The sequence below is a fragment of the Geobacter sp. PheSNFMC genome, from assembly GCF_059620965.1.
In genome coordinates, this window is the sequence record NZ_JCAMRN010000060.1 from 1 (window position 1) to 24,208 (window position 24,208).

General features: G+C 58.9%; 19 protein-coding genes, 3 tRNA genes and 2 pseudogenes. 16 read left to right on the plus strand and 8 right to left on the minus strand.

Features of this window, described 5'->3' with window-relative positions; translation table 11 throughout:
* From hemW to dnaJ, 5 genes are all read left to right on the plus strand, one after another.
* A partial coding sequence (hemW, locus tag AC6CDK_RS13365; RefSeq protein ID WP_496639881.1) for a radical SAM family heme chaperone HemW occupies positions 1–999 on the plus strand: 999 nt, incomplete at its 5' end.
* 134 nt (positions 1,000–1,133) lie between these two features.
* On the plus strand, positions 1,134–2,162 hold the full coding sequence (gene hrcA / locus AC6CDK_RS13370; RefSeq protein ID WP_039647564.1) for a heat-inducible transcriptional repressor HrcA: 1,029 nt from the start codon (positions 1,134–1,136) through the stop codon (positions 2,160–2,162).
* A gap of 39 nt (positions 2,163–2,201) precedes the next feature.
* Entirely contained in the window at positions 2,202–2,804 is a 603-nt protein-coding gene (gene grpE / locus AC6CDK_RS13375) for a nucleotide exchange factor GrpE (protein ID WP_192905971.1), read from the plus strand.
* A gap of 79 nt (positions 2,805–2,883) precedes the next feature.
* Positions 2,884–4,794: a molecular chaperone DnaK gene (dnaK, locus tag AC6CDK_RS13380; protein WP_192905970.1), complete on the plus strand. Its 1,911-nt coding sequence runs from the start codon at positions 2,884–2,886 to the stop codon at positions 4,792–4,794.
* 115 nt (positions 4,795–4,909) lie between these two features.
* Positions 4,910–6,031: a molecular chaperone DnaJ gene (gene dnaJ / locus AC6CDK_RS13385; RefSeq protein WP_039647568.1), complete on the plus strand. Its 1,122-nt coding sequence runs from the start codon at positions 4,910–4,912 to the stop codon at positions 6,029–6,031.
* Between the two features lie 91 nt (positions 6,032–6,122).
* Here dnaJ and thpR read toward each other — a convergent pair whose 3' ends face one another.
* Entirely contained in the window at positions 6,123–6,662 is a 540-nt protein-coding gene (gene thpR / locus AC6CDK_RS13390; RefSeq protein WP_039648447.1) for an RNA 2',3'-cyclic phosphodiesterase, read from the minus strand.
* Between the two features lie 12 nt (positions 6,663–6,674).
* On the minus strand, positions 6,675–7,730 hold the full coding sequence (locus AC6CDK_RS13395; RefSeq protein ID WP_039647569.1) for a CapA family protein: 1,056 nt from the start codon (positions 7,728–7,730) through the stop codon (positions 6,675–6,677).
* Positions 7,731–7,821: 91 nt separating this feature from the next.
* Between AC6CDK_RS13395 and serS the strand changes: the two genes are divergently transcribed.
* The 5 genes from serS (at position 7,822) to AC6CDK_RS13420 (ending at position 9,981) form a co-directional block, all read left to right on the plus strand.
* Complete coding sequence (gene serS / locus AC6CDK_RS13400) at positions 7,822–9,090, plus strand: serine--tRNA ligase (protein WP_039647572.1); 1,269 nt, start codon at positions 7,822–7,824, stop codon at positions 9,088–9,090.
* Positions 9,091–9,096: 6 nt separating this feature from the next.
* Positions 9,097–9,182 (plus strand) — tRNA-Ser (locus AC6CDK_RS13405).
* A gap of 19 nt (positions 9,183–9,201) precedes the next feature.
* Positions 9,202–9,295, plus strand: a tRNA-Ser gene (locus AC6CDK_RS13410).
* Positions 9,296–9,347: 52 nt separating this feature from the next.
* Entirely contained in the window at positions 9,348–9,833 is a 486-nt protein-coding gene (locus AC6CDK_RS13415; RefSeq protein WP_039647574.1) for a DUF2155 domain-containing protein, read from the plus strand.
* 71 nt (positions 9,834–9,904) lie between these two features.
* Positions 9,905–9,981 (plus strand) — tRNA-Arg (locus AC6CDK_RS13420).
* A 157-nt stretch (positions 9,982–10,138) separates the two neighbouring features.
* Here the strand turns inward: AC6CDK_RS13420 and AC6CDK_RS13425 are convergent.
* The 5 genes from AC6CDK_RS13425 to AC6CDK_RS13445 all read right to left on the minus strand — a co-directional run bounded on the left by AC6CDK_RS13425 (position 10,139) and on the right by AC6CDK_RS13445 (position 13,016).
* Entirely contained in the window at positions 10,139–11,380 is a 1,242-nt protein-coding gene (locus AC6CDK_RS13425; RefSeq protein WP_192905969.1) for a tyrosine-type recombinase/integrase, read from the minus strand.
* Between the two features lie 273 nt (positions 11,381–11,653).
* A complete protein-coding gene (locus AC6CDK_RS13430; RefSeq protein ID WP_192905968.1) occupies positions 11,654–11,905 on the minus strand; it encodes a hypothetical protein in 252 nt (83 codons plus the stop codon).
* A gap of 10 nt (positions 11,906–11,915) precedes the next feature.
* Entirely contained in the window at positions 11,916–12,311 is a 396-nt protein-coding gene (locus AC6CDK_RS13435; RefSeq protein WP_192905967.1) for a DUF2787 family protein, read from the minus strand.
* Positions 12,308–12,655, minus strand: a complete 348-nt coding sequence (locus AC6CDK_RS13440) for a YkvA family protein (RefSeq protein ID WP_192905966.1) — start codon at positions 12,653–12,655, stop codon at positions 12,308–12,310. Before AC6CDK_RS13440 ends, AC6CDK_RS13435 begins: the two co-directional genes overlap by 4 nt.
* Positions 12,645–13,016: a hypothetical protein gene (locus AC6CDK_RS13445; protein ID WP_192905965.1), complete on the minus strand. Its 372-nt coding sequence runs from the start codon at positions 13,014–13,016 to the stop codon at positions 12,645–12,647. The genes AC6CDK_RS13440 and AC6CDK_RS13445 overlap by 11 nt, the downstream gene beginning before the upstream one ends.
* 288 nt (positions 13,017–13,304) lie before the next feature.
* On the opposite strand from AC6CDK_RS13445, the gene AC6CDK_RS13450 reads away from it, so the two are divergent.
* From AC6CDK_RS13450 to AC6CDK_RS13470, 5 genes are all read left to right on the plus strand, one after another.
* Positions 13,305–13,505: a helix-turn-helix domain-containing protein gene (locus tag AC6CDK_RS13450; RefSeq protein ID WP_192905964.1), complete on the plus strand. Its 201-nt coding sequence runs from the start codon at positions 13,305–13,307 to the stop codon at positions 13,503–13,505.
* Positions 13,506–13,555: 50 nt separating this feature from the next.
* Complete coding sequence (gene tcmP / locus AC6CDK_RS13455) at positions 13,556–14,716, plus strand: three-Cys-motif partner protein TcmP (protein ID WP_192905963.1); 1,161 nt, start codon at positions 13,556–13,558, stop codon at positions 14,714–14,716.
* A complete protein-coding gene (locus tag AC6CDK_RS13460) occupies positions 14,713–15,471 on the plus strand; it encodes a DUF5131 family protein (protein WP_192905962.1) in 759 nt (252 codons plus the stop codon). The genes tcmP and AC6CDK_RS13460 overlap by 4 nt, the downstream gene beginning before the upstream one ends.
* Positions 15,472–15,517: 46 nt before the next feature.
* Positions 15,518–20,662, plus strand: a complete 5,145-nt coding sequence (locus tag AC6CDK_RS13465) for a PDDEXK-like endonuclease domain-containing protein (protein ID WP_192905961.1) — start codon at positions 15,518–15,520, stop codon at positions 20,660–20,662.
* 100 nt (positions 20,663–20,762) lie between these two features.
* Positions 20,763–21,698 carry a restriction endonuclease gene (locus tag AC6CDK_RS13470; RefSeq protein ID WP_226048559.1) on the plus strand — a complete coding sequence of 312 codons (936 nt, stop codon included), beginning with the start codon at positions 20,763–20,765 and terminating at the stop codon, positions 21,696–21,698.
* 612 nt (positions 21,699–22,310) lie between these two features.
* On the opposite strand, the pseudogene AC6CDK_RS13475 reads toward AC6CDK_RS13470, so the two are convergent.
* A pseudogene (locus tag AC6CDK_RS13475) lies at positions 22,311–24,035 on the minus strand (DUF927 domain-containing protein); the annotation flags it as partial.
* A gap of 90 nt (positions 24,036–24,125) precedes the next feature.
* On the opposite strand from AC6CDK_RS13475, the pseudogene AC6CDK_RS13480 reads away from it, so the two are divergent.
* Positions 24,126–24,208: pseudogene (locus AC6CDK_RS13480) on the plus strand (IS3 family transposase); the annotation flags it as partial.

The window sequence follows — 24,208 nt, forward strand, 5'->3', positions numbered from 1 at the left end:
CCCCCCCTCTCTCCAGCGACTACCCTCTACCTTGGCGGAGGGACCCCGTCGCTTCTGTCGCCGGCGGCCGTGGAGCGCATCATCGGTGCGGCAGCGCGCTGCTATGGCCTTGGCCCCGGCGCGGAGATAACCCTGGAGGCCAATCCCGGCACCGTCACCTTCCAGCGGCTCGCCGATTTCCGCTCCGCGGGGGTGAATCGCCTCTCCCTGGGCGTCCAGTCCTTCGACGACGGGATGCTGGCCCTGCTGGGCCGGCTCCACACCGCCCGCCAAGCGAGGGAGGCCGTTGCGGCGGCCCGCCGTGCCGGCTTCGACAATATCGGCATCGACCTCATCCACTCGCTTCCCGGTCAGACGCCCGACCAATGGCGCGAGCAACTGGCCTGTGCCGTGGCTCTTACTCCCGATCACGTTTCGGCCTACGGTCTCACGGTTGAGGAGGGCACCCCCTTCGGGGTCATGGAGGAGCGGGGAGTGCTGGTGCTGCCCGATGAAGAGGGGTCGGCCCTCATGTTCGAAGCCACGGCGGCCGTGCTGGTCTCAGCCGGCTTCGAGCACTACGAGATCGCCAATTTTGCCCGTCCCCTCCGGCGTTCGCGCCACAATCAGGCTTACTGGCTCCGTCGAAACTATCTGGGGTTCGGCGCGGGCGCCCATTCCTTTTTGCGCGTTCCGGCCTTTGGCGTGCGCTGGAAGAATCCCGACGACCTGGAGCTCTATCATGACACCCTTGCGGCGGCGGAGCTTCCCGGGGAGGCGGAGTCGGCCCTTTCCCGCGCCGACGCCATGGCCGAGTATTTTTTTCTCGGGCTCCGACTGCTGGACGGGGTGCGGGAAGAGGATTTTGCCCGGGAGTTCGGCGATACGGTGAAAAACGTGTACGGCTGCGAAGTGGACCGCCTCTGCTCGGCAGAACTCCTCGTGCGCGGGGGGGGGCGGCTGAAGCTCACCCCCCGGGGGACCATCCTCGCCAACCGGGTATTCGCCTCCTTCCTCTGACCCGTCTGCGTCACTCGTCTATCCCCTCTCCGGAAGCGGGAAACCCCCTTGACAAAGCGGGGGTCGGTTGTTACTTTAGCAACCAGTTAGCACTCACGTCCCTTGAGTGCTAATCTGCTTTGTGGGGCCGAGAGATGACAGATATTTCCGAGCGTAACAAGCTTATCCTCGAAGCCATCATCGAGGATTACATCTCGACGGCGGAGCCGGTCGGCAGCCGTGCCGTGACCAAGCGCCACGGCCTGACCCTGTCGCCGGCAACGGTGCGCAACGTCATGGCCGACCTGGAGGAGATGGGGTTCCTCGTCTCTCCCCACACCTCGGCGGGGCGGGTGCCCACCGACAAGGCCTACCGCTTCTACGTGGACTCGCTCCTGGCGGTTCGGCGCATCGACAAGGCCGAGCGGGAGCGGATCCGCAAGCGCTATGTGGGGGCCGGCCGGGATATCGGCGCCGTCCTTCACGAAACGAGCCGGCTGCTCTCCTCGGTTTCCCACTACACCGGGATCGTCCTGGCTCCCCGCTTCTCAGCCACTATTTTCCGGCACATCGAGTTCGTAAAGCTGGGAGGGCGCCGTATCCTCGCCATCCTGGTGGCCGATAACGGCGCAGTCCAGAACCGTCTCATCGAATCCGACGAGGAGTTTTCCTCCGAAGAGCTGATCAGGATGTCCAACTACCTGAACGAGCTTCTGGTGGGGGTGCCGGTGGGCCAGGTCCGCATGCGGATGCTGGAGGAGATGAGGAACGAGAAGGTCCTTTACGACAAGCTCCTCGCCCGTGCGCTCCAGTTTTCGGAGCAGAGCCTGAATGACGACGGGGCCCAGATCTTCATCGAGGGGCAGACCAATATCCTTGAACAACCCGAGTTCGCCGACTCGCGGCGGATGCGGGATCTTTTCCGGGCGTTCGAGGAAAAAAATCAACTGGTGGGGCTCCTGGACCGGTGCCTCGATGCCCAGGGCGTCCAGATCTTCATCGGCGCCGAAACCCATCTCAGCCAGATGGAGGGATTGAGCATCATCACCTCCACGTACCTCACGGGCAAGAACACCCTCGGTGTACTCGGGGTCATCGGCCCGACTCGCATGGGCTATGCCAAGGTGATCCCCATCGTCGACTATACCGCGAAGCTGGTCAGCAGGCTCCTGGAAGGGGAATAGGGGCGGTTCGGCAGCATATTCGCAGGGAGGACAATCAGCGTGGATAAAAAGAAACACGGCACCGCACAGGGTGCAGATGAAACCATCACGGCCGCTGGCCATGCCGGCGAAGCCGCCCAGGGGAAGGGCGAAGACGTACGGCACCTTGCCGGCGACGAGCGGATCGGGCAGCTTGAGGCCGAACTGGCGGCCAAGGAGGCCGAGGCGGCTGCGAACTGGGACAAATTCGTGCGTGAGCGGGCCGACCTGGAGAACTATCGCCGTCGGACCCAGAAAGAGAAGGAAGAGCTGCTCAAGTACGGCAACGAGAGCCTCCTGCAGGACATCCTGCCGGTGGTGGACAGCATGGAGCGGGCCTTGGGCCATGCGGACAGTGAAAGCCTGTCCGCGGTTATCGAGGGAATCAGGATGACCCACGGCATGCTGGTGGGCACCTTGAAGAAATTCGGCGTGGTCGCCGTGGAGGCCGACCGGGGAACTGTCTTCGATCCGGCGTATCACCAGGCCATGTGCCAGGTGGAGGTTGCCGAGCTTCCCCCCAATACGGTGGTCGAGGTCTTCCAGAGGGGGTATCTGCTGAACGAACGGCTCCTTCGCCCCGCCATGGTATCCGTGGCCACAGTGCCCAAGGATGCCGCGTAAAAATTTCCGCCGACCCCTTGCGTTTGGGGAGAGCGATGACTACGTTGTTTCCAGAGAGACCACAAGGAGGATTATACTCATGAGCAAAGTAATCGGTATCGACCTCGGCACCACCAACTCCTGCGTTTCCGTCATGGAAGGTGGTGAGCCGGTTGTCATAGCCAACGCAGAAGGAAGTCGCACCACCCCGTCCATGGTTGCCTTTGCCGAGAGCGGCGAGCGGCTGGTGGGCCAGCAGGCCAAGCGCCAGGCGGTGACCAATCCGGAGAACACCCTGTTCGCCATCAAGCGGCTCATCGGCCGCAAGTACGATACGGAAGAGGTCCGCAAGGACATCTCCATCTCCCCCTTCAAGATCGTCAAGGCCGACAACGGCGACGCCTGGGTTGAGGCGCGCGGCAAGATGTACTCGTCCCCCGAGATCTCGGCCATGGTGCTCCAGAAGATGAAGCAGACCGCCGAGGACTACCTGGGCGAGACCGTGACCGACGCGGTCATCACCGTCCCGGCCTACTTCAACGACTCCCAGCGCCAGGCCACCAAGGACGCCGGCAAGATCGCCGGCCTGAACGTCCTGCGGATCATCAACGAGCCGACCGCCGCCGCATTGGCCTATGGCCTCGACAAGAAGAAGGACGAGAAGATCGCCGTCTTCGACCTGGGGGGCGGAACCTTTGATATTTCCATCCTGGAACTGGGAGACGGCGTCTTCGAGGTGAAGTCCACCAACGGCGACACCTTCCTCGGCGGCGAGGACTTTGATCAGCGGGTCATCGACTGGATCGCCGACGAGTTCAAGAAGGATCAGGGAATCGACCTGCGCGGCGACAAGATGGCCCTGCAGCGCCTCAAGGAGGCCGCCGAGAAGGCCAAGTGCGAGCTCTCCACCTCCATGGAGACCGACATCAACCTTCCCTTTATCACCGCCGACGCCACCGGGCCCAAGCACCTCACCATGAAGCTGTCCCGGGCGAAGCTCGAAGCCCTCTGTGCCGACCTGCTCAACAAGCTGGAGGGGCCCTGCCGCACCGCTCTCAAGGATGCCGGCCTGTCCCCCTCCGAGGTGGACGAAGTGATCCTGGTCGGCGGCATGACCCGCATGCCGGCGGTCCAGAAGAGGGTCCAGGAGATATTTGGCAAGGTTCCCAATAAGGGGGTGAACCCCGATGAGGTGGTCGCCATCGGCGCAGCCATCCAGGGCGGGGTGCTCAGGGGCGACGTGAAGGACGTGCTGCTGCTCGACGTGACCCCCCTCTCGCTCGGCATCGAGACCCTCGGCAGCGTCATGACCAAGCTCATCGAGAAGAACACCACCATCCCGTGCCGCAAGAGCCAGGTCTTCTCCACGGCCAGCGACAATCAGCCGGCGGTAACCATCCACGTGCTCCAGGGCGAGCGGGAGATGGCGATCGACAACAAGACGTTGGGGAATTTCGAGTTGACCGGCATCCCGCCGGCACCCCGCGGAGTGCCCCAGATCGAGGTAACCTTCGACATCGACGCCAACGGCATCGTCCATGTCTCCGCCAAGGACTTGGGCACCGGCAAGGAGCAATCCATCAGGATCACCGCCTCCTCCGGCCTCTCCAAGGATGAGATCGACAAGATGGTCAAGGAGGCCGAAGCGCATTCCGCCGATGACAAGAAGAAGCGGGAGCTGGTGGAGGCCCGTAATCACGCCGATACCCTCATCTACTCAACCGAGAAGTCCCTCAAGGAATACGGGGACAAGATTGGCGCCGACGAGAAGGCCAAGATTGAAGAATGCCTTGCAAACCTCAAAAAGGCCATGGAGGGAAGCGATGTAGACGTCCTCAAGAAGACCACGGATGAGCTCACCCAGGCTTCCCACAAGCTGGCCGAGGCGGTCTACGCCAAGGCCCAGGCCGAAGGCGGCCAGCCGGGCGGTGAAGCGGCGGGTGAACCCTCTGCCGCGGACGAGAAGGTTGTCGACGCTGATTTCGAAGAGGTCAAGGACGACAAGAAGTAGCCGAATGGGGAGAGGGGTGGCGTGAACGCCCCCCTCTTCCCGTCTACCAATCAACCATGCGGAGCAGCAGGGGAGTGGATCTCGGTGCTGCTTTTTGCATTGGAAAGGATCGATTTTGGCGTCAGAGAAACGCGACTACTATGAGGTTCTGGGCGTCCACAAGAACGCCTCGGATACGGAAATAAAGAAGGCCTTTCGCAAGCTTGCCATCCAGTACCATCCGGACAAGAATCCCGATGACAGGGAAGCGGAGGAGAAGTTCAAGGAGATTACCGAGGCCTATGAGGTCCTGTCGGATCCCCAGAAGCGGGTCCAGTACGATCAGTTCGGCCATGCCGGGGTCGGTGCCGGCGGCTTTTCGGGGGGCGGCTTCGGCGGCTTCGGCGCCGGCACCCCCTTTGGCGACATTTTCGGTGATATCTTCGGCGATATCTTCGGCGGCCGCCCCCGCGGCAGTCGCGGCCGCCGCGGCGACGACCTGCAGTACAACATGGAACTCTCCTTTGAGGAGGCCGCGTTCGGCGCGGAGAAGGAGATTCAGGTCCCCTACGGCAAGCGCTGTGGCGATTGCGGGGGCAGCGGCGCCACGCCGGGGACCGAGCCGAAGGTCTGCCCCACCTGTCGCGGCGCTGGCCAGGTTCGTTTCCAGCAGGGATTCTTCAGTGTCAGCAAGACCTGCAACCACTGCAACGGTGAAGGGCGCGTGGTGGAGAACCCCTGCACCTCATGCCGCGGCAGTGGCATGGTCCGTGACACCAAGACCCTGTCGGTCAAGGTCCCGGCAGGGGTCGAAACCGGCACCAGGCTCAAGCTCACCGGCGAGGGGGGGCAGGGAATCAAGGGCGGGGGCAACGGCGACCTCTATGTGGCCATTGCGGTCAGGGAGCATCCCATCTTTACTCGCGAGGACAACGACGTTCTCTGCGAGATTCCCGTCAGCTTCGTGCAGGCGGCCCTCGGCTGCGAGATCGAGGTGCCGACCCTCGACGGCAAGGTTTCCATGAAGATTCCCGAGGGGACCCAGTCGGGACGCATCTTCAGGCTGCGCGGCAAGGGAGTTCCCCAGCTCCAGGGCTACGGCCGCGGAGACCAGCTCGTCATCATCAAGGTGGAGACTCCGTCAAACCTCAACAAGCGCCAGCGGGAACTCCTGGAGGAGTTCGCCCGCATCAGCGGCGAAGATGTCCATCCCATGAAAAAGAGCTTTTTCGACAAAGTGATGGATTTTATCAGTTGACAGACGGTTGCCCCATCACCTGCGACGGCCGCCATCTTTCATTGAAAAGAGGCGGCCGTTTCTGCTTCTTTCCCCTCCCCTTTTCTTTCGGTCAGCCGTTCAATGGATAGGATGCCTCGCGCCGGTGCAGGGCGCCGTCCGCAGTCAGGGTGCTCGAATAGAGGTGGAATGCCTCCACGGTGAACGGCTCCGTTCTGAACCCGCCCTGTTTGGCCTGGAAAACGGTGAAACCCGTCGATTCGGCATCCTTGAGGCGCGCCAGCGTTATGTGCGGGGAAAACCGGCGCTCCTCCGGGGGGATCCCCGCCGCTGCAACGGCCTTTTCCACCGCGCCCTGCAGGAGGACCAGCCGCTCGTCGGCGGTGATCCCAGCCCAGATCACGCGGGGGCGCCCTGGGGATGGGAAACAGCCGACCCCTGCCAGGGCCAGGCTAAAAGGTGGTGACGTGACGGTCGCCAGGGCGTCTTTGATCCGCTGAAGGCATTCGTTGTCCGCGCCTCCGATAAAGCGGAGGGTCAGATGGAGCTGGTCAGGCGGAACTCTGCGGGCATCGTCCAGTTCCCGGCCGAGATCGGCAAGCTGTGCCCTGATGGAATCGGGCAGATCAATGGCAACGAAAAGACGATACATGGCCTGCTCCATTCACTGCCTGCTGGCGAGCCGCGCATTCGGCTCCGCAGGCGCGACGAGATGGCTGCCAGCGGTGGAGGTGACGACCGTGCCAAAAGGGGCTGACAGGCGATTCAGCCGGTCCACCACGTCCGCTGCCCTGCGGCCCGTGAGGATGGTCGGCTGGAAGCGCACCTCGCGGAAAAGGACGTTGAGGGGTATGACCTCCACAACCGGCGGCCCTTTGCCGAGGGTGACCCGGGCGATGATGCTCCGGTCGGCCGAGGGGCTCCGGCTGCCGAAGGCAAAGTTGCCGAGGCTGTAAAAGATCGGTTTTCCGCGATAGATTTCGATTCCCTGGAGGACATGGGGGTGGTGGCCGATGACGACGTCAGCCCCTGCATCGATGGCGCGATGGGCTGCTTCGATCTGGTGGGGCGATGGTAGCGCGGCCCGTTCCTGTCCCCAGTGGAAGGAGACGACCACATGATCGGCGCTGCTGCGGACCCGTCGGATATCCGCGGGGTAGTGGCCGGCATAGCCGGGCGCGGTGCCGGGGCGTCCCGCAGCGGCGAAGAATTCGATCGGCTGGGTGAGCGAGTAGGCCAGAAAGGCAACGGTCTGCCCTCTGACCGCCACGGACGCTTCGCGCCGGGCATCCGCGATCGACGACCCTGCTCCCGCGAAGGCGATGCCGTTACGATTGAGGTGGCGGATCGTGTCGCTCAACCCCTCGGCGCCAAAGTCCATCATGTGGTTATTGGCCAGTGTCATGACCGAGAAGCCGGCCCGTTTCAGGGCCGCTGCCGCAGCGGGAGAAGCCTTGAAGCGGAAACGTTTGGCGCGGAACTCGCGTCCCCCCTCGGTGAGGGGGGCCTCCAGGTTGCCCACCACCAGGTCGCTGCGTCGCAGCTCTGCGGCGGTGGCGGCAAACGGATAGCTATAGCCGTACCGCTGAAGGGTGTCGGTTGCGCTGCCGGCCAGCATCACATCACCCACAAAGGACAGGCTGATGCGCTCGGCCAGAGCCCCGGCAGGGACCGCGAGCAACGCGAGCACGAGGCTCAATGCGGCGGGGAAGAAGGTCATTTCTGCTCCGGGGGCACAAAAATATTGACTAATTCGCAGGTTAGTGCTAAACACTATAACTTTCATGTCGCAAAAGTAAAGGCTTGAACCAATGCTTGACGCCAAATATCTGCGAGAGAATCTGCAAGAGGTGGAAGCGCGGCTTGCCACCCGGGGCTCCGAGGTGAGTCTCGGCCGGTTTCGCGAGTTGGACGAGCGCCGGCGCACGCTCCTTGCGGAAAGCGAGTCGCTCAAGGCGTTGAAAAACTCCGTATCCGAGGCCATCAGCAAGGTCAAGGACAAGAGCCAGATTCAGGACAAGATCGCCGAGATGCGTGAGGTGGGGGGCAGGATCAAGGGGCTCGACGACGAGTTACGCGGCATTGAGGATGAGCTGCAGATGGTGCTGCTGACGGTCCCCAATGTGCCGCATCCGACGGTACCCGTCGGAGCGTCGGAAGCGGACAACCGTCAGGTGCGGACATGGGGTGAACCCCCCTGTTTTGCGTTTGACCCCAAGCCCCATTGGGAGATAGGCGAAGGGCTCGGCATACTCGATTTTGAGCGGGGAGCGAAGCTTACCGGTGCGCGGTTCACGCTCTATCGCGGCGCAGGTGCCCGACTGGAGCGCGCTCTCGTCAATTTCATGCTCGACCTGCACACCGAGCGGCACAATTATCTTGAAATGCTCCCGCCCTTCATGGTAAACAGGGAAAGCATGACCGGAACCGGTCAGTTGCCCAAGTTTGAGGACGACCTCTTCCATCTGGAAGGGGTCGATTATTTCCTCATCCCCACGGCAGAGGTTCCCGTTACCAATATTCATCGCGCTGAAATCCTCAAAGCCGCAGACCTGCCGCTCAGCTACACGGCCTACACCCCGTGCTTCCGCAAGGAGGCCGGCTCCTACGGCAAGGACGTCCGCGGACTCATACGGCAACACCAGTTCAACAAAGTCGAGCTGGTGAAGTTTGTTCATCCTGCGGCATCCTATGATGAGCTGGAAAAACTGCTCTCCAATGCCGAAGAGGTGTTGCGCCAGCTCGGACTGGCCTATCGGGTCGTTGAACTCTGTACCGGCGACATGGGATTTTCAGCTGCCAAAACATACGATATTGAAGTCTGGCTTCCCGGCCAGGAGACCTATCGGGAAATTTCTTCGTGCAGCAACTTCGAGGATTTCCAGTCCCGGCGGGCCTCGATCCGGTTCAGGGAAGACGAAAAATCAAAGCCTGAATTCGTCCACACGCTGAACGGTTCGGGGCTTGCAGTCGGTAGAACGCTGGTGGCCATCCTTGAGAATTACCAGCAGGAAGACGGGTCGGTAGTAATCCCGGACGTGCTCCGGCCGTACATGGGGGGACTGCAGAAGATCGGCTAGGCTTTCGGAGGGATGGCCGAGTGGTTTAAGGCGGCGGTCTTGAAAACCGTTGAACGAAAGTTCCGTGGGTTCGAATCCTACTCCCTCCGCCATAATTGACAAACAACGATCGGAGAGATGGCCGAGTAGGTCGAAGGCGCTCGCCTGCTAAGCGAGTATACGGGCAAAACCTGTATCGAGGGTTCGAATCCCTCTCTCTCCGCCAGATATCTACAGCCCGTGTCATCGCGGTAAGGTTCTGGAGACGAGGAGGACACGTGAAGGTGTTGTTCAGGCTGGTGGTCGTTGCCCTTGCCGTGGTAGCTGTTGTCGGGTGCTCTCAGAAGGAAGAGCAGAAAGTCGGCGGCGACGCCGGAACGCAGCACGGCCAGGCGACAAAGAAGGAATCGGTAGTTGTTGTCCCGGATAAGGTTAAGGGGAAGTGGAAGTCAGTAAAGATAGCCGTTACCGATAAGGCCGCCAACAAGGAGTCGGTCTATACCGTCAACGTCGGGGCTGAACTGGCAATTCCGGAGAGCAATCTCACGATAGCGGTAGACAATTTCCTGCCTCACTTCACGATGGACGGGACAACTCTTACCTCCCAGTCCAACGAGCCGAAGAATCCGGCTGCACAGATCCGGATTCTGGAGGGGGGAAAAGAAGTTTTCAAAGGGTGGTTGTTCTCTCTGTACCCGACAACCCATGCCTTCAACCATCCCAAGTACGGTTTTACGCTGGTGGATTTTATTCCCGCCAATTAACAATGCGCTCGTAGCTCAGCTGGATAGAGCACCAGACTACGAAACCGGTGGTCAAACCAAAATTTAATTACGCGCTTGTAGCTCAGCTGGATAGAGCAACGGACTACGAATCCGTAGGTCGGGAGTTCGAATCTCTCCAAGCGCGCCAATACCAAGGCCTGACGAACTGTCAGGCCTTTTTTTTCTTGTCTGGCGAGGCTTCCGAGCGGTAGCACAGAGAAAAAAACATCGCCCTTCCGCTCGACGCGGAAGGGCGTTTTCGTCTACTTCGGTCCAACTACGGGCCACCGTCTTCGGGGCACCCCTCAGCGGCGGACGGCTGGAACGCCGCCACCTACCAACCCGATAGCGTTCGAGCTTGCTTCTCCTACGGTTCTCGCTACTATCTCGCTGGCACTGCGCAGTGTGTCTTGCTGCAGGTGAGCGTAAGCCCTCTGCGTCACCGCCACAGTGGAGTGCCCAAGCAGGTCCTTGACTTGGTAGAGGTCCACCCCGGCGTTCACGGCCAGGGAAGCAAACGAGCGTCGGAGGTCGTGTGGCCTGAGGTCGGTGATGTTCGCCCGAGTCATTGCCCGTTTTAGTGCTCTCCTGGGATCGATGAGATGGCCACCGCCTCGGTGAGCCGGGAACACCCACGGACATGCAGGGTCCGCGCTCTCCTGGATCTTCCGCAGAATCTCCAGAGCCATACTGTTCAGCACCACGGTTCTACCGCGCCCGCCCTTAGTGGTCAGAAGGCGTAGCGTTCCCCGGTTCAGGTCAGTTTGTGCCCATTGTAGACTGAACAACTCCATCTTTCGCAGCCCGGTAAGCAGTAGTAGGACAATGGCGTTAGCCGTCGTCTTACCAGCCTCGACATTCAGTGCCATCAAGAACCGGCCAAGCTCGTCCCCTGAAAGGTAACGCTCTCGCGGATCGGCTTCCTTGAACTTCTCGACGTTACTCACCGGGTTCTTCTCCACTATGTCGCACTTAACTGCCAGATTGAGCATGGTAGACAACAAGGCGCGGTAGCGATTGGCGGTTGCTGCTGAGGCACGTTTCGCGATTGAAGAGTGCAACTGCATCACGTCTCGCGTTGTGATCTCGTTGATTGGGAGGTGCCCCAACATCGTTCCGATGTCTCGACGAATCTTGGCCTCGTCATCTTGCCATGACTTCTTGCGTTGCTTGGCATGGGGCAGATACGTGTTAACAGCGAACTCAGCTAGTGTCGGGACCTTCCGCCGCTTGTTGCGCTCATCAGCCGGGTCCAAGTCACGGGCCAGCATGTTCTTGTGCTCATGAACCATGTTTCGTGCATCCTGCACACTAACACTCGGGTACTCCCCCAGCTTGAGCGCCTTCTTCTTGCCCCGAAAGCGGTAGCGGTGCAAGAAGTACCTCCGGCCAGACTTGCTGACTGACAGCTTCAGTCCGACCACCTCCGTATCGCTATACTCAGCCATCGCAGAAGCCGAGTCAGCGTCGTGAGGTGGAAGTGCATCGATCTGTCGGTGACTGAAACGGAACTGCCTGAGTGTTGCGGGTTGTCTCTCGTGTTGCATCCTTCTCTCCTCCTTCGCCGGGACGCAAAAAAGGCGGAGGTCTCCCCCCGCCTGTAGGACCGTTTCTTACGGTCACCGGTCATGTTGTCAGATGGTCAAAGTCGGTTGTGCTAAGCCCTACAAGGTATTGTTCGTAGAATCTTGAAAACTACGGTCCGCTGTCGGTCCGCGACTCGGTTTTGGGCACAAAAACGGCGGGGAAAACTCCCTCGGCGGCTACGAGGCAGGAAAGTCATGCGGGTGGGTTTTGCTGCCGAAGATCAGGGGGAGTCGTCAAAGGTGCCGGACTATCTCCCACTGGTCCAAGGCAAGATCGAACAACTCGTGCTCGTTCAGGTAGTGGCCGAAGACCGCCTGCGCCTCGTCGCGGGCAAGAAGCAGGTCCTCAGCGGTCAGGTGCAGGGAATCTTGCTGCATCCTCCGAACGATTGCCGCCAACAAGTCACGCATCGTGACGACATAGACGACTTCGCCGGGGTCAGGGAGCTTACCGCACAGTGTGGTTACGATTTCCTCAGGTGCCATATCATTCCTCCTAGAAGGGTTCTGCCGAGACGGTGTAGACCCCCATCTCGTAGTAAGCGATAAAGTTACTCTCCCAGAGGTGGAAGAGTTCCCGGCCTGCCTGGATGGGGAACTCCCGGCCAAAGTGCTGGAAGAGGCCAAGCGAGAAGTCAAAGTCGATCTCCTTGGCTAACTCGCAGCAGGGAGGGCTTCCGTAGTAGGCGAAGTCTGCCACGTACTGGATGCTTCCGTCAGGTGCGACTGCAACCTCCACCGGATGAAAGCCCCCCGTTTCGGCTGAGAACTTTGGGTCGCGGAAGGAAAGAACCGTCCCAGTAGCAGTGGGCATTGCAGATAACTCTTGGTCGATGATGGCGATGAGCTTGCTGCTCAACCGCCACGGAAGGCAGTCGGTACGGATCTTCATGATGTTTCTCCTTGTACGCCGAGTCCTGGCCGCCACTTCTTCGCCTGTTGTCGCAATCCCTCAGTGATGTGATGGCGTAGTGAGAGAAGAACGCTGGTTACTGCGGCCAAGTCGTCGGTGAAACCAAATGGCAGCAGGTCGGGAAGCAGGTCGAAGGGGAAGATTACGTACCCCAGCACCCCGACGATCAGCAGCTTCACCATCGGCGGTGTGTCAGGGTCACGGAGAAGCAGGAGCAGGATGATGGCACCCTCCCGCAGGGAGTCCGTCAGTTTTCCCATCTTCCGGTGCATGGCGGAGTCCGAGTAGTGACGGCGAAAGTTGGCGAACCGGTCAGTAGACATCGGTACCTCCCAGTTCTTCGACGAGAAGGGCACGGAAGGCAGGGTCGAGCCAATTCTCGTCGGGCACGACCAGCGTCAGGCCATACTGGTTGTTTGCAAGCCAGCAGCTCAGGAAGCACCCTGTCTCCTTGTCAAGCATGGCTCCTTCCAAGCGCGTTTCGGCCCATGGTCGCCCCATGAGTTCCAGTGCGTCGGCATCGGTGGTCTTCTCCGTAACGAGGACGACAAAGCCGCAGTCGTCGGGGTCGTAGTCGTCCCCGTAGGCGTCGAGAAGACTACGAACGGCGCGGGTGACAGCTCGGCGGTGTTTCGGAGGGAGTTGGGCCTGTGCAACATCGGTGAGAGAGCGGAAAGTAAGCATGGTTCCTCCTTGGTAAAGGTGTAGTAGCTACCAAGGAAAGAATGTCTGCTTGTCCTATCAAGATGACGCGGGCAACCCCAGCCTCTTGCAGACGGGGTTAGCTGGGGATGTGGGGTTTTGTCATGCCTGACAACATAGAAGGACATTCCCGCCCCGGTTTCCCGTTGCCCCGGTGGGGCTCACAGCAGAGAGTGAGAGGTTCTTCATGGTGGCATTGACAACTACTCCAAGAGAGAGTAAATTGCCCCGAGCAACAGTCACCACCGGAGATTTCGCTTGGAGTCGAAGATGGACAAGGAACAGCGTAAGAAGACGATCCAGCATAAGCTTGTGGATCTGGGCGAGACAGTCAGCTCTTGGGCCAGCAAAAACGGCCTGCACCAAAAGATCGTGTCAGACCTGATCGATGGCAAGCTGAAGGGAACTCGCGGTGTTGCACTGGAAACACGTCGGAAGATGGAAGCGGCTTTCGGGGAGATTTTTGCGTGAGTTGAGAAGTCCACGGGACGTATCCTGTCACAGGGATATGATAGGGTGGCATGATGGAGATTCCTTCGCAGTACAAAGGCCGTGAGCAGGCCTACTTCAAACACCAGTTGCTTGAGGCATACCTGGAACGCCTGTTCATGATCGTCGGCCAGCATCAACGAACCATCTGCTACGTTGACTGCTTTGCCGGGCCGTGGAAGTCACAGGCGGACGACCTTGAAGACACATCAATCGTCATCTCACTGAACCTCATCAACAAGTGTCGCGAGGCGCTACGCAAGATCGGCAAGGAAGTACAGTTCCGGGCCTTGTACGTCGAAGAGAAGCCGACACGCTTCAAGGTCCTACAGGCCTACTTAGCGGCCCGCCCGGCTGATGGTACGACTACGCATGCCCTGCAGGGCAAGTTCCATCAGCTTCTTCAGGAGATACTGGCTTGGTGTGGCTCCGACAGTTTCGTTTTCTTCTTCGTCGATCCTACCGGGTGGAAGAACGTCGTGGAACTGCCAACGCTCACGCCGCTCCTTAGGCGTCCCAACTCGGAGTTTCTCATCAACTTCATGTACGACTTTCTTTCCCGGACCGTTCCGCAACCGGAGTTCCAAGCAGACATGAAGAGCATCTTCGGTGTTGTTCCCGAAACGAACGGGATGTTGCCGGAAGAGAGGGAGGCACACCTTGTGTCGCTCTACCGTAACAACCTGAAGCAAGTCACTCCGGGCGGGAAGGAGCAACCCCGGACAGCATGTGTAAAGGTTCTGAAACCTACCCATGACCGGACTCTGTACCACTTGGTGTACTTGACCCGACACCCGAAGGGGATCGTCGAGTTCATGGAGGCATCCGAGAAGCTCGACATCGTCCAGAAGAAGGTACGTGCCCTAGCGAAGCAGGACGAGCGGGTAGCGAAGAAGAAGCAGATGGAGTTGTTCTCCGCTGATGAACATGTAAGCGATGAGCGGGCTGATATGGACCTCGCCGAAATCAAGGCCTACTGGTTGAGCCTGTTATCAACGGAGCCCAGGTACTTCGGTACGAAGCAGCTTGCCGAGATGCTTGAAAGCACAGAGTGGTTCCCCGGTGACTTTCAGAAGGCTTTTGCTGAACTGGCCAAAGAGTGCAAGGTGAAAAACCTCGACGCCAAGCGAGCAAGGCCGGTCAACGCCGTCAACTTTGAGAAGAACGAAGCACTAGTGAGGTTAGAATCATGAGCACCCAGACACGCATCGAATGGACCGAGCAAACCTGGAACCCCGCCGTTGGGTGCAGCAAGGTGTCACCTGGCTGTACCAACTGCTACGCTGAAGCCATGGCCAAACGCCTACAGGCGATGAGGGTCAACGGTTACGAGAACGGCTTTGCCCTGACTCTCCTACCGCACAGGCTGGAGGAGCCGCTCAAGCGGAACAAGCATACGGTGTACTTCGTCAACTCCATGAGCGACCTGTTCCACCAGGAGATTCCCGACGACTACATCCGGCAGGTGTTTGACGTGATCCGCCGTGCTCCGCAGCACACCTTCCAGGTGCTCACCAAGCGGGCGGAGAGAATGGCCAACTTCTTCCGGGAGTACGAACCGCCGCGCAACGCCTGGCTGGGGGTGACAGTCGAGGACCGGCAGCACGGCATTCCCCGGCTTGACTGGCTGCGACAGGTATCTGCGCACATCCGGTTCGCTTCCGTGGAGCCGTTGCTGGAGGACTTGGGCACGTTGAACCTGAACGGTATCCACTGGGTCATCGTTGGCGGTGAATCCGGCCCCAAAGCCCGGCCCATGCGGCAGGAGTGGGTGCTGAACATCAAGCGCCAATGCGAGGCCCAGCGGTCAGCGTTCTTCTTTAAGCAGTGGGGAGGCTGGGGGGCCGATGGCACCAAGCGAGCAAAGAAGCAGAACGGACGGCTCCTACAAGGGAGGACATGGGACGCTGTGCCAACCATACCGCGACAGCACCCTTCAGTTATCTGATCAACTACATGGTATTAACTTACGATTCTCACAGATGGAGTGTGTGATGAACTCAAGCCGTCCCCTGCTGAACGAATCAGCACAAAGCCTAGAAGAGCTGTTCCACAGTTATCGAAGCGATCCAGTGCGGCTCAAGGAAATCGCTGATGAACTAAGTTACCGCTCGACCGCGAAGGCGCAAGCACTGCTTGCCGAGGTTTCAGTGGTGCTTTCCAAGGTTCAAGGCGATGCGGCGGAACCTCATCTCGAACAAGTCGCAAGTCACGACCCCAAGCTCATCAGCCTGATTGACTACCTGAACAACCTAGCTCAAGTCACCACAGCCACAACCCTTGACTTGGTAAACTATCAGAATGTCCTGTGGCTTGAGACCGTCCCACGCGACCCGGCGGTCAAGTGCTTCTCTCGCCACTGGGGACCGGACGAGAATGTTGCCGAGGACGTGTGGGTGGACGTCATCAAGATGGCCGAACCGTCTCTACCGACTGGGTTAAAGTCCATAGAGCAGTGGGTTGACGAGACCACCCTCCAAAACGTCGACGGGACCCCCGTCCTCCGGGATACAATCGTAGTCACGACCACTAAAACTGATCCCGAGACCGGCACACAGGTCGACACCGTAGAGAAGCGACACCTCAAGGACTACCCCGAGGTCAGGAGTACCTTTGACAGCTGGATCGAACAGAAGTGGCGCAATTGGGCAGTAGCACGCCGAAGGTGGAACGAAGTACAGAAGGCTTACGGCGCATTGTTCACGATCTATCAGGAGCAGCAGAGGCTTGGCGAGCAGTATGAACTTGTTCTGAGCCTTGGGTTACTCACTTGGAAGCCAGCTCCGAACCTCCCTCCCCTTCGCCGCCACTTGGTGACCGGTAAGGCATCACTTGAGTATGATGCTTCTAACGGCCACTTTACAGTAAGGGCATCCTCCGACGGTGACCAAGCAGAGCTTGAGTTGGACATGATAGATCCGACAGTCTACCCACCCAACGCCTCTGGCCTACGCGAGACTGCCACAGCCCTACGTGACAACATCTGGGACCGCGCCCATCTCGATGCCGTTCTCTCCGCTGTTGCCAACTCGCTTGAGAAGCAGGGGAAGGGGAGCTACGACCCTGACGCGTACATGCCGTCTGGCCAGGCGGCAGGTCCAACCCCCCTTGTGGAGTTCGCTCCGGCGCTTATCTTGCGCAAGCGGTCGATAAAGGGGTTGATCGGCATTCTTGCCGACATGCGGCGCCACATAGAAGCAGGCGTCAGCATCCCGGCCCCCTTTCTCGAACTTTGTGAGGCAGCTCCGAAGAGTAGCGCTGCCGAAGCCAGCGAAGACGATAAAGAGGATTCGTTTGGCGAGCTTGACGCAAGTGGTAGGCCACCGGAACCTATATACTTCCCTATCGACTCCAACCCACAGCAGCGCGCCATTGTGCGCAAGCTTGGCGCAAAGCGGGGTGTCCTCGTGCAAGGGCCACCGGGTACCGGCAAGTCAACGACCATCGTTAACCTCGTCTGCCATCTTCTGGCCACCGGAAAGCGCGTTCTGGTCACAGCGAAAACCCCGCGCGCCCTAGAGTCGCTTCACGACAAAATCCCTGCCGAGGTGGCGCCGCTTTGCATCAGTATGCTAGGTGCTAGTGTCACCGACGAGCGACTTTCTCTTGCCAAGAGCGTCGAGGGTATCCTCTTCCACGCCAACAACCGGAACGAAGCGCGCGACAAGAAGCGTGTCGCCGAAGTCGAGACGCAGCTTGCCATGAATCTTGAGAAGCGAGCCGCCCTGAAGAAGCAGATTATATCGTTGCGCGAACGGGAAACCTACAAGCACCACATTGCCGGCAACACATACTCCGGAACGGCAGCGGCCATTGCAACACGTGTCCGCGACGAGGCCTCCAGTTTCAGCTGGTTCAACGATACCCTTGCAGAGTCTGATACCTGTCCGCTCTCCCGCGAGGAAGTCACTCGTCTCAAACGACTCGTTGCTGACGTCAGCATCGATGCTGAAACCGAGCTGGCACAATATTTCCCAGCCGTTGGCAAGGATGTTCCAGATCCGTCAACTTGCCGCGAGGACTGGGTGGCCGCTGCAGATCTGCGCCCCTTCGTCGAGACCGGCAAAGAATCGCTCGACTCTCCCGAAGGTACAGCCCTATCATCCACTCAACCGGGAAAGGTTGCTGACATTGTTGCAGAACTGGACAAGCTCCTCGCCGGTGTTGCCAGCACTCTCAACCGTCCCATGCCTTGGATGGATCGGTGCGTCCGCGAGATTCTCAACGACATTGACAGACCCTGGCGCGAGGTGCATCGATTGACCCTCGACCGAATTCCCGTCCTGAAAGCCCAGGCGGAGAAGGTGAAGGGCTACAATGTAGAGATCCCAGAAGGTGTAGACCATAGGCGCCTCACCGCTGATGCCAGAGCCGTGCGCGACCACTATGCTAAGGGGAAAGGGCTGAAACGGCTCATCTTCCTCCAGGACCCAATCGTTGAGAAGCACTGTGGCACCTTGCAACTGTGCTATGTCGACGGTAAGTGCTGCCTCGACTCGGATCCACTAGGTAAGTTGATCGAGTATCTATCGGCTGAACAAGCCATCTTCGAAGTCTGGACTTACTGGCAGGGAAAGGTTGACCACAAGCCAAGCCACCACTTCATAGTTGAAGTTGCCATCATTGAGGAGCACCTCGAAGCCCTGGAGCATGCTCTTGAACTTTATGACCTGCGGGACACCGCTATAAAGGCCATTGATGCTGTGAACGGCCTTGCTCGGCCGCACTGGGGCGACACGGCTGCCGTCAGCGGTCTTGCCCAAACCTGCCGCGTCGTTCAGGCCAAGACAGCACTCGGGGGTGTGGAGGCCCGTCTTCATGCCGCAGAAGGACAGGTGGCCGCTGCCGCTGCTAAGCCTAACGCCCACCCTCTGTGTCTCGAGTTGCTGGCAGCTTTCCGCGCCGCCGACATCGATACCTACCACAAGACCACTGAGAGAATCCTTACACTCGCTAAGCGTTTTGAGGGCGTGGTTGACAAGCGGGATCTCCTCACTCGCCTTGCAGTGAAGGCTCCACTCCTAGCCTCCTACATTACCACCACGCGCGACATCTCCGCTGTCGTTGATCGACTGGACAAACTTGAAGCTGCTTGGACGTGGCGGCAGGCGTTGGCTTGGCTGGAGAGTTTCGACTCCGTCGACGACGCCACCCTTGACCGAAGCTACCGTCGACTTGAGGACTCGTATCTTAAAGATCTTGCTGAGTTGGTTTCGCTGAAAGCATGGAACTACTGCCTGGATCGCATGGATTCTGAGCGTCAGTCCCGACTCCAGGCTTGGCAACTCGCGATGAAGCGGATCGGCAAGGGTACTGGCAAACGTACCCACAGCAACCGGATGGACGCCCAGCGCCATCTCAACGTGTGCAAGACAGCTGTGCCAGCATGGATCATGCCCCTCCACCGCGTCTACGAAACTCTAGAAGGGGCGCCGCGCGCGTTCGACGTTATCATCATCGACGAGGCGTCGCAGGCCGGGTACGAAGCTCTTCCCCTGATGTTCCTGGGTGAGAAGCTCATCGTTGTCGGTGATGACATGCAGATCAGCCCGGAGAATCCGGGCGTCGACGTTGGTATTGTCGCTAACTTAATCAAAACCCACCTCAAGCAGTTCGAGCTCCGCGACACCTTCGGCATGGAGAGCAGTCTCTTCGCCCACGCCTCTGTACGCTTCGGAAACCGCGTGGTGCTGCGCGAGCACTTTCGCTGCGCCCCTGAGATCATCCGATTCTCGGACAAGCTGTGCTATCAGGCGAACCCTCTCATCCCCTTGAAGCAGTGCCCGCCGAACCGCCTTGAGCCGCTGCGCTCAGTGTACGTTGCAGGCGGGTACCGACAGGGAAGCGGCGACTCGGTCCTAAACCGTCCTGAGGCCGAGACGCTTGTTGAGCACGTCAAAGCCTGCGTCAGTAACCCGCGCTACAACGGCATGACGATGGGTGTCATCTCTCTTCAGGGAAAGGGCCAAGCGAAGCTTATCGAGAATCTTCTAGTCAAGGCCATCGGGGTGGAGGAGATGCAGGAGCGTAGGCTGCTGTGTGGCAACCCCTACAGCTTCCAGGGTGATGAGCGTGATGTTGTCTTCCTTTCCATGGTTGCTGCCGAAGGAGAGACCCGCTTCATTGCCCTCACTACCGATCATGACATGCGTCGCTTCAACGTCGCTGCCAGCCGTGCAAAGGAGCAACTCTGGCTCTTCCACTCCGTCACCCTAAACGACCTGTCATCATCCTGCTATCGACACAAGTTGTTGAGTCACTTCCTCAATCCAGTTGCACCCGACATTACAGGCTTCGACTATGACGATCTCGTTCGCACAGCCCATCGCGCCAATCGCACACTAGAGGATCCGCCGCGCCCGTTTGATAGTTGGTTCGAAGTCGATGTCGCCCTTGACATAGCGGGGCAAGGGTACACGGTTGTTCCTCAGTTTAAGTTTGGGGAGTACAGGATTGACCTCGTTGTGCAAGGTGGGAACTCTATGCTAGCCGTGGAGTGCGACGGCGAGTTTTGGCATGGCCCAGATGCCTTGGATAGTGATTTCAAGCGACAGCGTGATCTTCAGCGGTGCGGCTGGGTATTCTACCGCCTGCGTGACAGTGCCTACCGCGTTGATCGCAAGAAGGCCCTCGCCGGACTTTGGCCACTGCTGGAGGAGCGCGGTATATTCCCCAACGGCCACCACGAAAGTCCTTCTGAAGAAACGTCGACCGACTACCAAACAGACTCTGATCCTGCCGGGTACACCAACGAAGAAGCCGATGAACTCGACATGATTCTTGCCGAAGAACATGAGGAGCACGAAGAGGAAGATGGCGAAGAGCAGGCAGGTTTGTTCGATTCCTGCCTCATCGAAGGGTGCCCGAAGACGGTTCAAGAGATGCTCGCATTGAAGCCTAGAGAACTGCGAAGACTAATCTACAACGTCATCCAAGCCAAGAGCGGGCAGACCTGTGTGCGCGAGCACGTTAGTACCCTCGTCCTTAAGGCCTGTAAAGTCCGCACTAGCGGCCAGCCCCGCAGGCAGTTCATGCGTAAGGTCGAAGGGCAGGTTGCTACGATGGTCCGAGACGGCGTCCTTGTTCCATACAAGAGCAAAAACAACAGACTGCGGCTTGGTTGGAAGTCACCAAACTGATCTTGGTGCCTGTCAAGGAGAACGAATGGCACGAAAAAGAACAAGCGCTCTGGAAGACGTTGTCCTAGTCGTTAGCAAGCTGCCCTGGTGGGCGGGGCTTATGCTGGCCTTGCTGTCGTACGCAGTACTGCACGGCATAGCCACACGACCGTTACCATCAGTGGCGACCGGCCCCGGTGCACTCGGCGCGGCAGCGTCGGTAAGCATATTCAGAACACTGGCACTGTTCGGCCAGTTCCTTCTTCCCTTCGCCTGCGGCATCGCCGCACTGGTTTCGTTCATCAACGCAACGAAACAGAAGAAGCTTTACGACAACACGGCATCACGCCCTGGCGTGTCGGCACTGAACGACATGAGCTGGCAGGAGTTCGAGATGCTGGTGAGTGAGCACTACCGGCGCAAGGGCTTCCAGGTGACCAGGGAGGGTGGGAACGGCCCCGACGGTGGAGTGGACTTGGTGTTGCGCCAGAAGTCAGAAACGTACCTCGTCCAGTGCAAGCAGTGGAAAGCCTACAAGGTGGGTGTGCAGCCGATCCGCGAGTTCTACGGCGTTATGGCGGCACGTGGGGTAGCTGGCGGCTACTTCGTTACTTCCGGTGAGTATACCGCAGACGCCAAAGAGTTTGCCCGAGGCCACAACCTGGAGCTGATCGACGGTAAGACGCTACGGGCGATGATCGACGCTGCTCGGTCCCCTGTCGCCGGTGCGGCACAACCGGCACCGGTCCCCCAAACGGCAACAACGCCATCCTGCCCCAAGTGTGGCGCGGACATGACACGCAGAATCGCCCGGCAAGGGAGCAACGCCGGTAAGGAATTTTGGGGGTGCAGCACCTACCCTGCCTGCAGGGGCACCCTTCCGCTCGACGGCATCCCCCAGCCGGAATCGGTTGCCCCTGTTGCCGAAACGAGGAGTTGCCCAGACTGCGGCACCGACATGACCCTCCGCCAGTTCCAGAGCGGGCCACGCAGCGGCCAGCAGTTCTACGGCTGCACCACCTGCAAGAAGGGCTGGCCGGTAGAACAGGCAGGATAGCACCTATCGTCGTCTCCTTCGTAAGCCCCTAGCTCCGGCCGGGGGTGCCCCGGCCGGAGCTGTACACTATTCGGTGGTTCCGGAGATCCGCCGAACACGTGGTGGCATGTTCGGTGAACTCGTCGGTATCTGTCGAGTGAAACCAATGGTCCACCCCCAATCTTCATCATAAGTAAGAACTCCGCCACAGCTGAAACGTTCTCCGTTCTTTTTTCGAAGGTTTTTCAGGGGGATCACCTGTTCCTTGAGGAGCATGGCCATCTCTGGATCAGTGATACTTTCCTTGCCAAAGACAGCTAACCGGCTCCGGCGTATAAAGAAGTCACACTTCCGGTTTGCACGCCTGGTGCATTGGAAGTAGTCGCGGTATGAATAAACGCCGCTGCCACACTCAGGGCAAAGACCAACCCAAGCACTTCTACTTATCATTGTCATATCCTTTCTGAGCGGCTTCAAGCCAGGACGCCAGCGCCCGTAAGAGCCGAAGCCAACTATCGCACTAACCCTTGTTATCGTAGGGGGCGTTACGCCCCGGCTTTGCTGTTTGAGCCCCTAGAGCTGGCTTCGCCAGCCCCAGGGAACCCGACACCGAACCAGTCTCGCCTGGCAGGTTTAATCAAAGAAATCATCTTCGGATGCGGCGGCTTCAGCTGCTTCAGCTGCTTCAGCTGCCTCTGTTGCCGTGGTTGCCTCAGTTGTCTTGGTTGCTTCTGCATCCTCCCCATCAAGGTCGGCATTGAGGATGTTGCCAAGGACACCATAAAACCTGACCCACTGGTCACCAGCTGATGCCAGTTTTTGTTTGACCTTCAAGCGACCCGCCTCGTGAACGACAAGCAGCCTCTTGTTCCGCAGCTCTTTGACCACATCCTTGATATTGCTGCCACCGGTTGCCGCCATCAGTTGATCGTCTGTGAACAGGAACCAGTTGTTTTGAGGATTCCTGAAAGCCCGTGCGTTGCTGATTCTGGCGTCAGTGTCGCGGATGGAAGGGAGAGCGGAGTGGTTACGGATCAGGAAGCTTTGCAGCTTTAGAAGTGCCCGATCAGCATCACCGATGCTTTGGTTTTCACGCAGCCAGAGGTCTCGAAAGTGGATAACGGCACCGTTGATGTCATCGTCTGTGAACGGTAGGATGCCACATTGAACAGCCAATTCGCCTGCAACGCGCAGTGCTGCGAAGCGTCTGAATGCCCTAGCTTGCTCCGGTCGGGCGTTTTCCGGCGTCAGTTCCTTCGCATACTTCTCCAGGTTGGCACGTAGTGACTCGATGTTTTCCGCAGGATAGTCCGCCAAGGCTTCGACGAGGCCTTGAACAAAGGCCGGACCAGCAGTGCCGTAGTGTGTCGAGCACATCTGTTTTAGATGGTTGGCAAACTCTGCCGCTGTCATTCCATCGGGTGGTGAAGGGAAAATATCTTCAATCCTGATGTCGATAATTCTTAGCATCTGCCCGGCCTTGACGGCGCGCCCACTCTCTTCGATCGCCTGCCGCATCGACTTCTCGCCGTTCGACAGGATGTTGCCCCGCCACGTCCGGATTTGACGTAACCTTCTGCTGGATGTCAGTGTTGACTTTCCCTGCCCACCGGCAACAGTGTAGACATCAACGCCCAAGTCTGTGCCATTGTAAGTTCCTAGTTCATCGAGTGCAGTCAGCAGGTCGGAATGAACGGCAGCGATAGCCTCCAAAGCATTGGCTGTTGAATTCCAGCGTTGTGCGAACGAGTTGACTGAATCTATCGCCGGGTCACTGCCACATCCCCATACTGAAGCTGCAACCTGGAGTGCTGTAGTTTTTCCCCGTGAAGAATGCCCGTAGATGTGGAAGCCACCACCGTCAAGGCCGAGTATCTTCAGTAGAGGTCCAGTCAATGCCAACAGGATGCAATTGATCAGAATGAAGTTGTCCTTGGTGTATGCTGCAATATTTGCCTGCCAATCTTCAAGCGATCCCTTGCTGGTTATACTTCGTATCGTTTTACTGTTGCGTTCGGGTTCATAGGCGATTGTCTCGCCAAGAGTCTGTCCGAAAACCTGACCAGGCAGGACAAAAACGTGCATGTTGTCGACCCACCCGCTGTTCATGACGCGAAGCAATCTTGTTGCCGGATGGCAGCACTGTAGATACTTGACTAGCTGTTTCTCCATTCCGGGACATAGCCCCAGGCCGTTGTCTACAAGTTGTTTAACGGCGCTCAAACCGCCACCCAATAGATCAGATGTAGCTATGTTGAGCTTGTGCGTTCGCCTATCGTGGTCGTTGAACTTGACGACAATGTTCCATGCACCGTTATCCACTGTGCGGGAAAACGCCGTAACAACGACGGGTGTCGTTGTTACCTGAACCGGGCACCCTTCCTATGGCGGCCCCGGTTTTCTTGGACACGAAAATGAGGTAAATCTACGTGTTCAAGGAGGTCGTCAATGGAAAAGGATGGTAATCGTCCCGGTGCAGCGGAAGGAGAGCGTAGCTCGACTGGAGCGGCACCGGAAGTCAAACGTTGGAG

Coding starts and splice junctions, on each gene's coding strand:
- AC6CDK_RS13430 (WP_192905968.1), bottom strand. CDS start 11,905: ATGGCACCTGAGGAAATCGTAACCACACTGTGCGGTAAGCTCCCTGAC.
- thpR (WP_039648447.1), bottom strand. CDS start 6,662: ATGTATCGTCTTTTCGTTGCCATTGATCTGCCCGATTCCATCAGGGCA.
- AC6CDK_RS13395 (WP_039647569.1), bottom strand. CDS start 7,730: ATGACCTTCTTCCCCGCCGCATTGAGCCTCGTGCTCGCGTTGCTCGCG.
- hrcA (WP_039647564.1), top strand. CDS start 1,134: ATGACAGATATTTCCGAGCGTAACAAGCTTATCCTCGAAGCCATCATC.
- AC6CDK_RS13440 (WP_192905966.1), bottom strand. CDS start 12,655: ATGTCTACTGACCGGTTCGCCAACTTTCGCCGTCACTACTCGGACTCC.
- AC6CDK_RS13435 (WP_192905967.1), bottom strand. CDS start 12,311: ATGAAGATCCGTACCGACTGCCTTCCGTGGCGGTTGAGCAGCAAGCTC.
- AC6CDK_RS13460 (WP_192905962.1), top strand. CDS start 14,713: ATGAGCACCCAGACACGCATCGAATGGACCGAGCAAACCTGGAACCCC.
- AC6CDK_RS13465 (WP_192905961.1), top strand. CDS start 15,518: ATGAACTCAAGCCGTCCCCTGCTGAACGAATCAGCACAAAGCCTAGAA.
- tcmP (WP_192905963.1), top strand. CDS start 13,556: ATGATGGAGATTCCTTCGCAGTACAAAGGCCGTGAGCAGGCCTACTTC.
- AC6CDK_RS13470 (WP_226048559.1), top strand. CDS start 20,763: ATGCTGGCCTTGCTGTCGTACGCAGTACTGCACGGCATAGCCACACGA.
- serS (WP_039647572.1), top strand. CDS start 7,822: ATGCTTGACGCCAAATATCTGCGAGAGAATCTGCAAGAGGTGGAAGCG.
- dnaK (WP_192905970.1), top strand. CDS start 2,884: ATGAGCAAAGTAATCGGTATCGACCTCGGCACCACCAACTCCTGCGTT.
- AC6CDK_RS13450 (WP_192905964.1), top strand. CDS start 13,305: ATGGACAAGGAACAGCGTAAGAAGACGATCCAGCATAAGCTTGTGGAT.
- AC6CDK_RS13425 (WP_192905969.1), bottom strand. CDS start 11,380: ATGCAACACGAGAGACAACCCGCAACACTCAGGCAGTTCCGTTTCAGT.
- AC6CDK_RS13445 (WP_192905965.1), bottom strand. CDS start 13,016: ATGCTTACTTTCCGCTCTCTCACCGATGTTGCACAGGCCCAACTCCCT.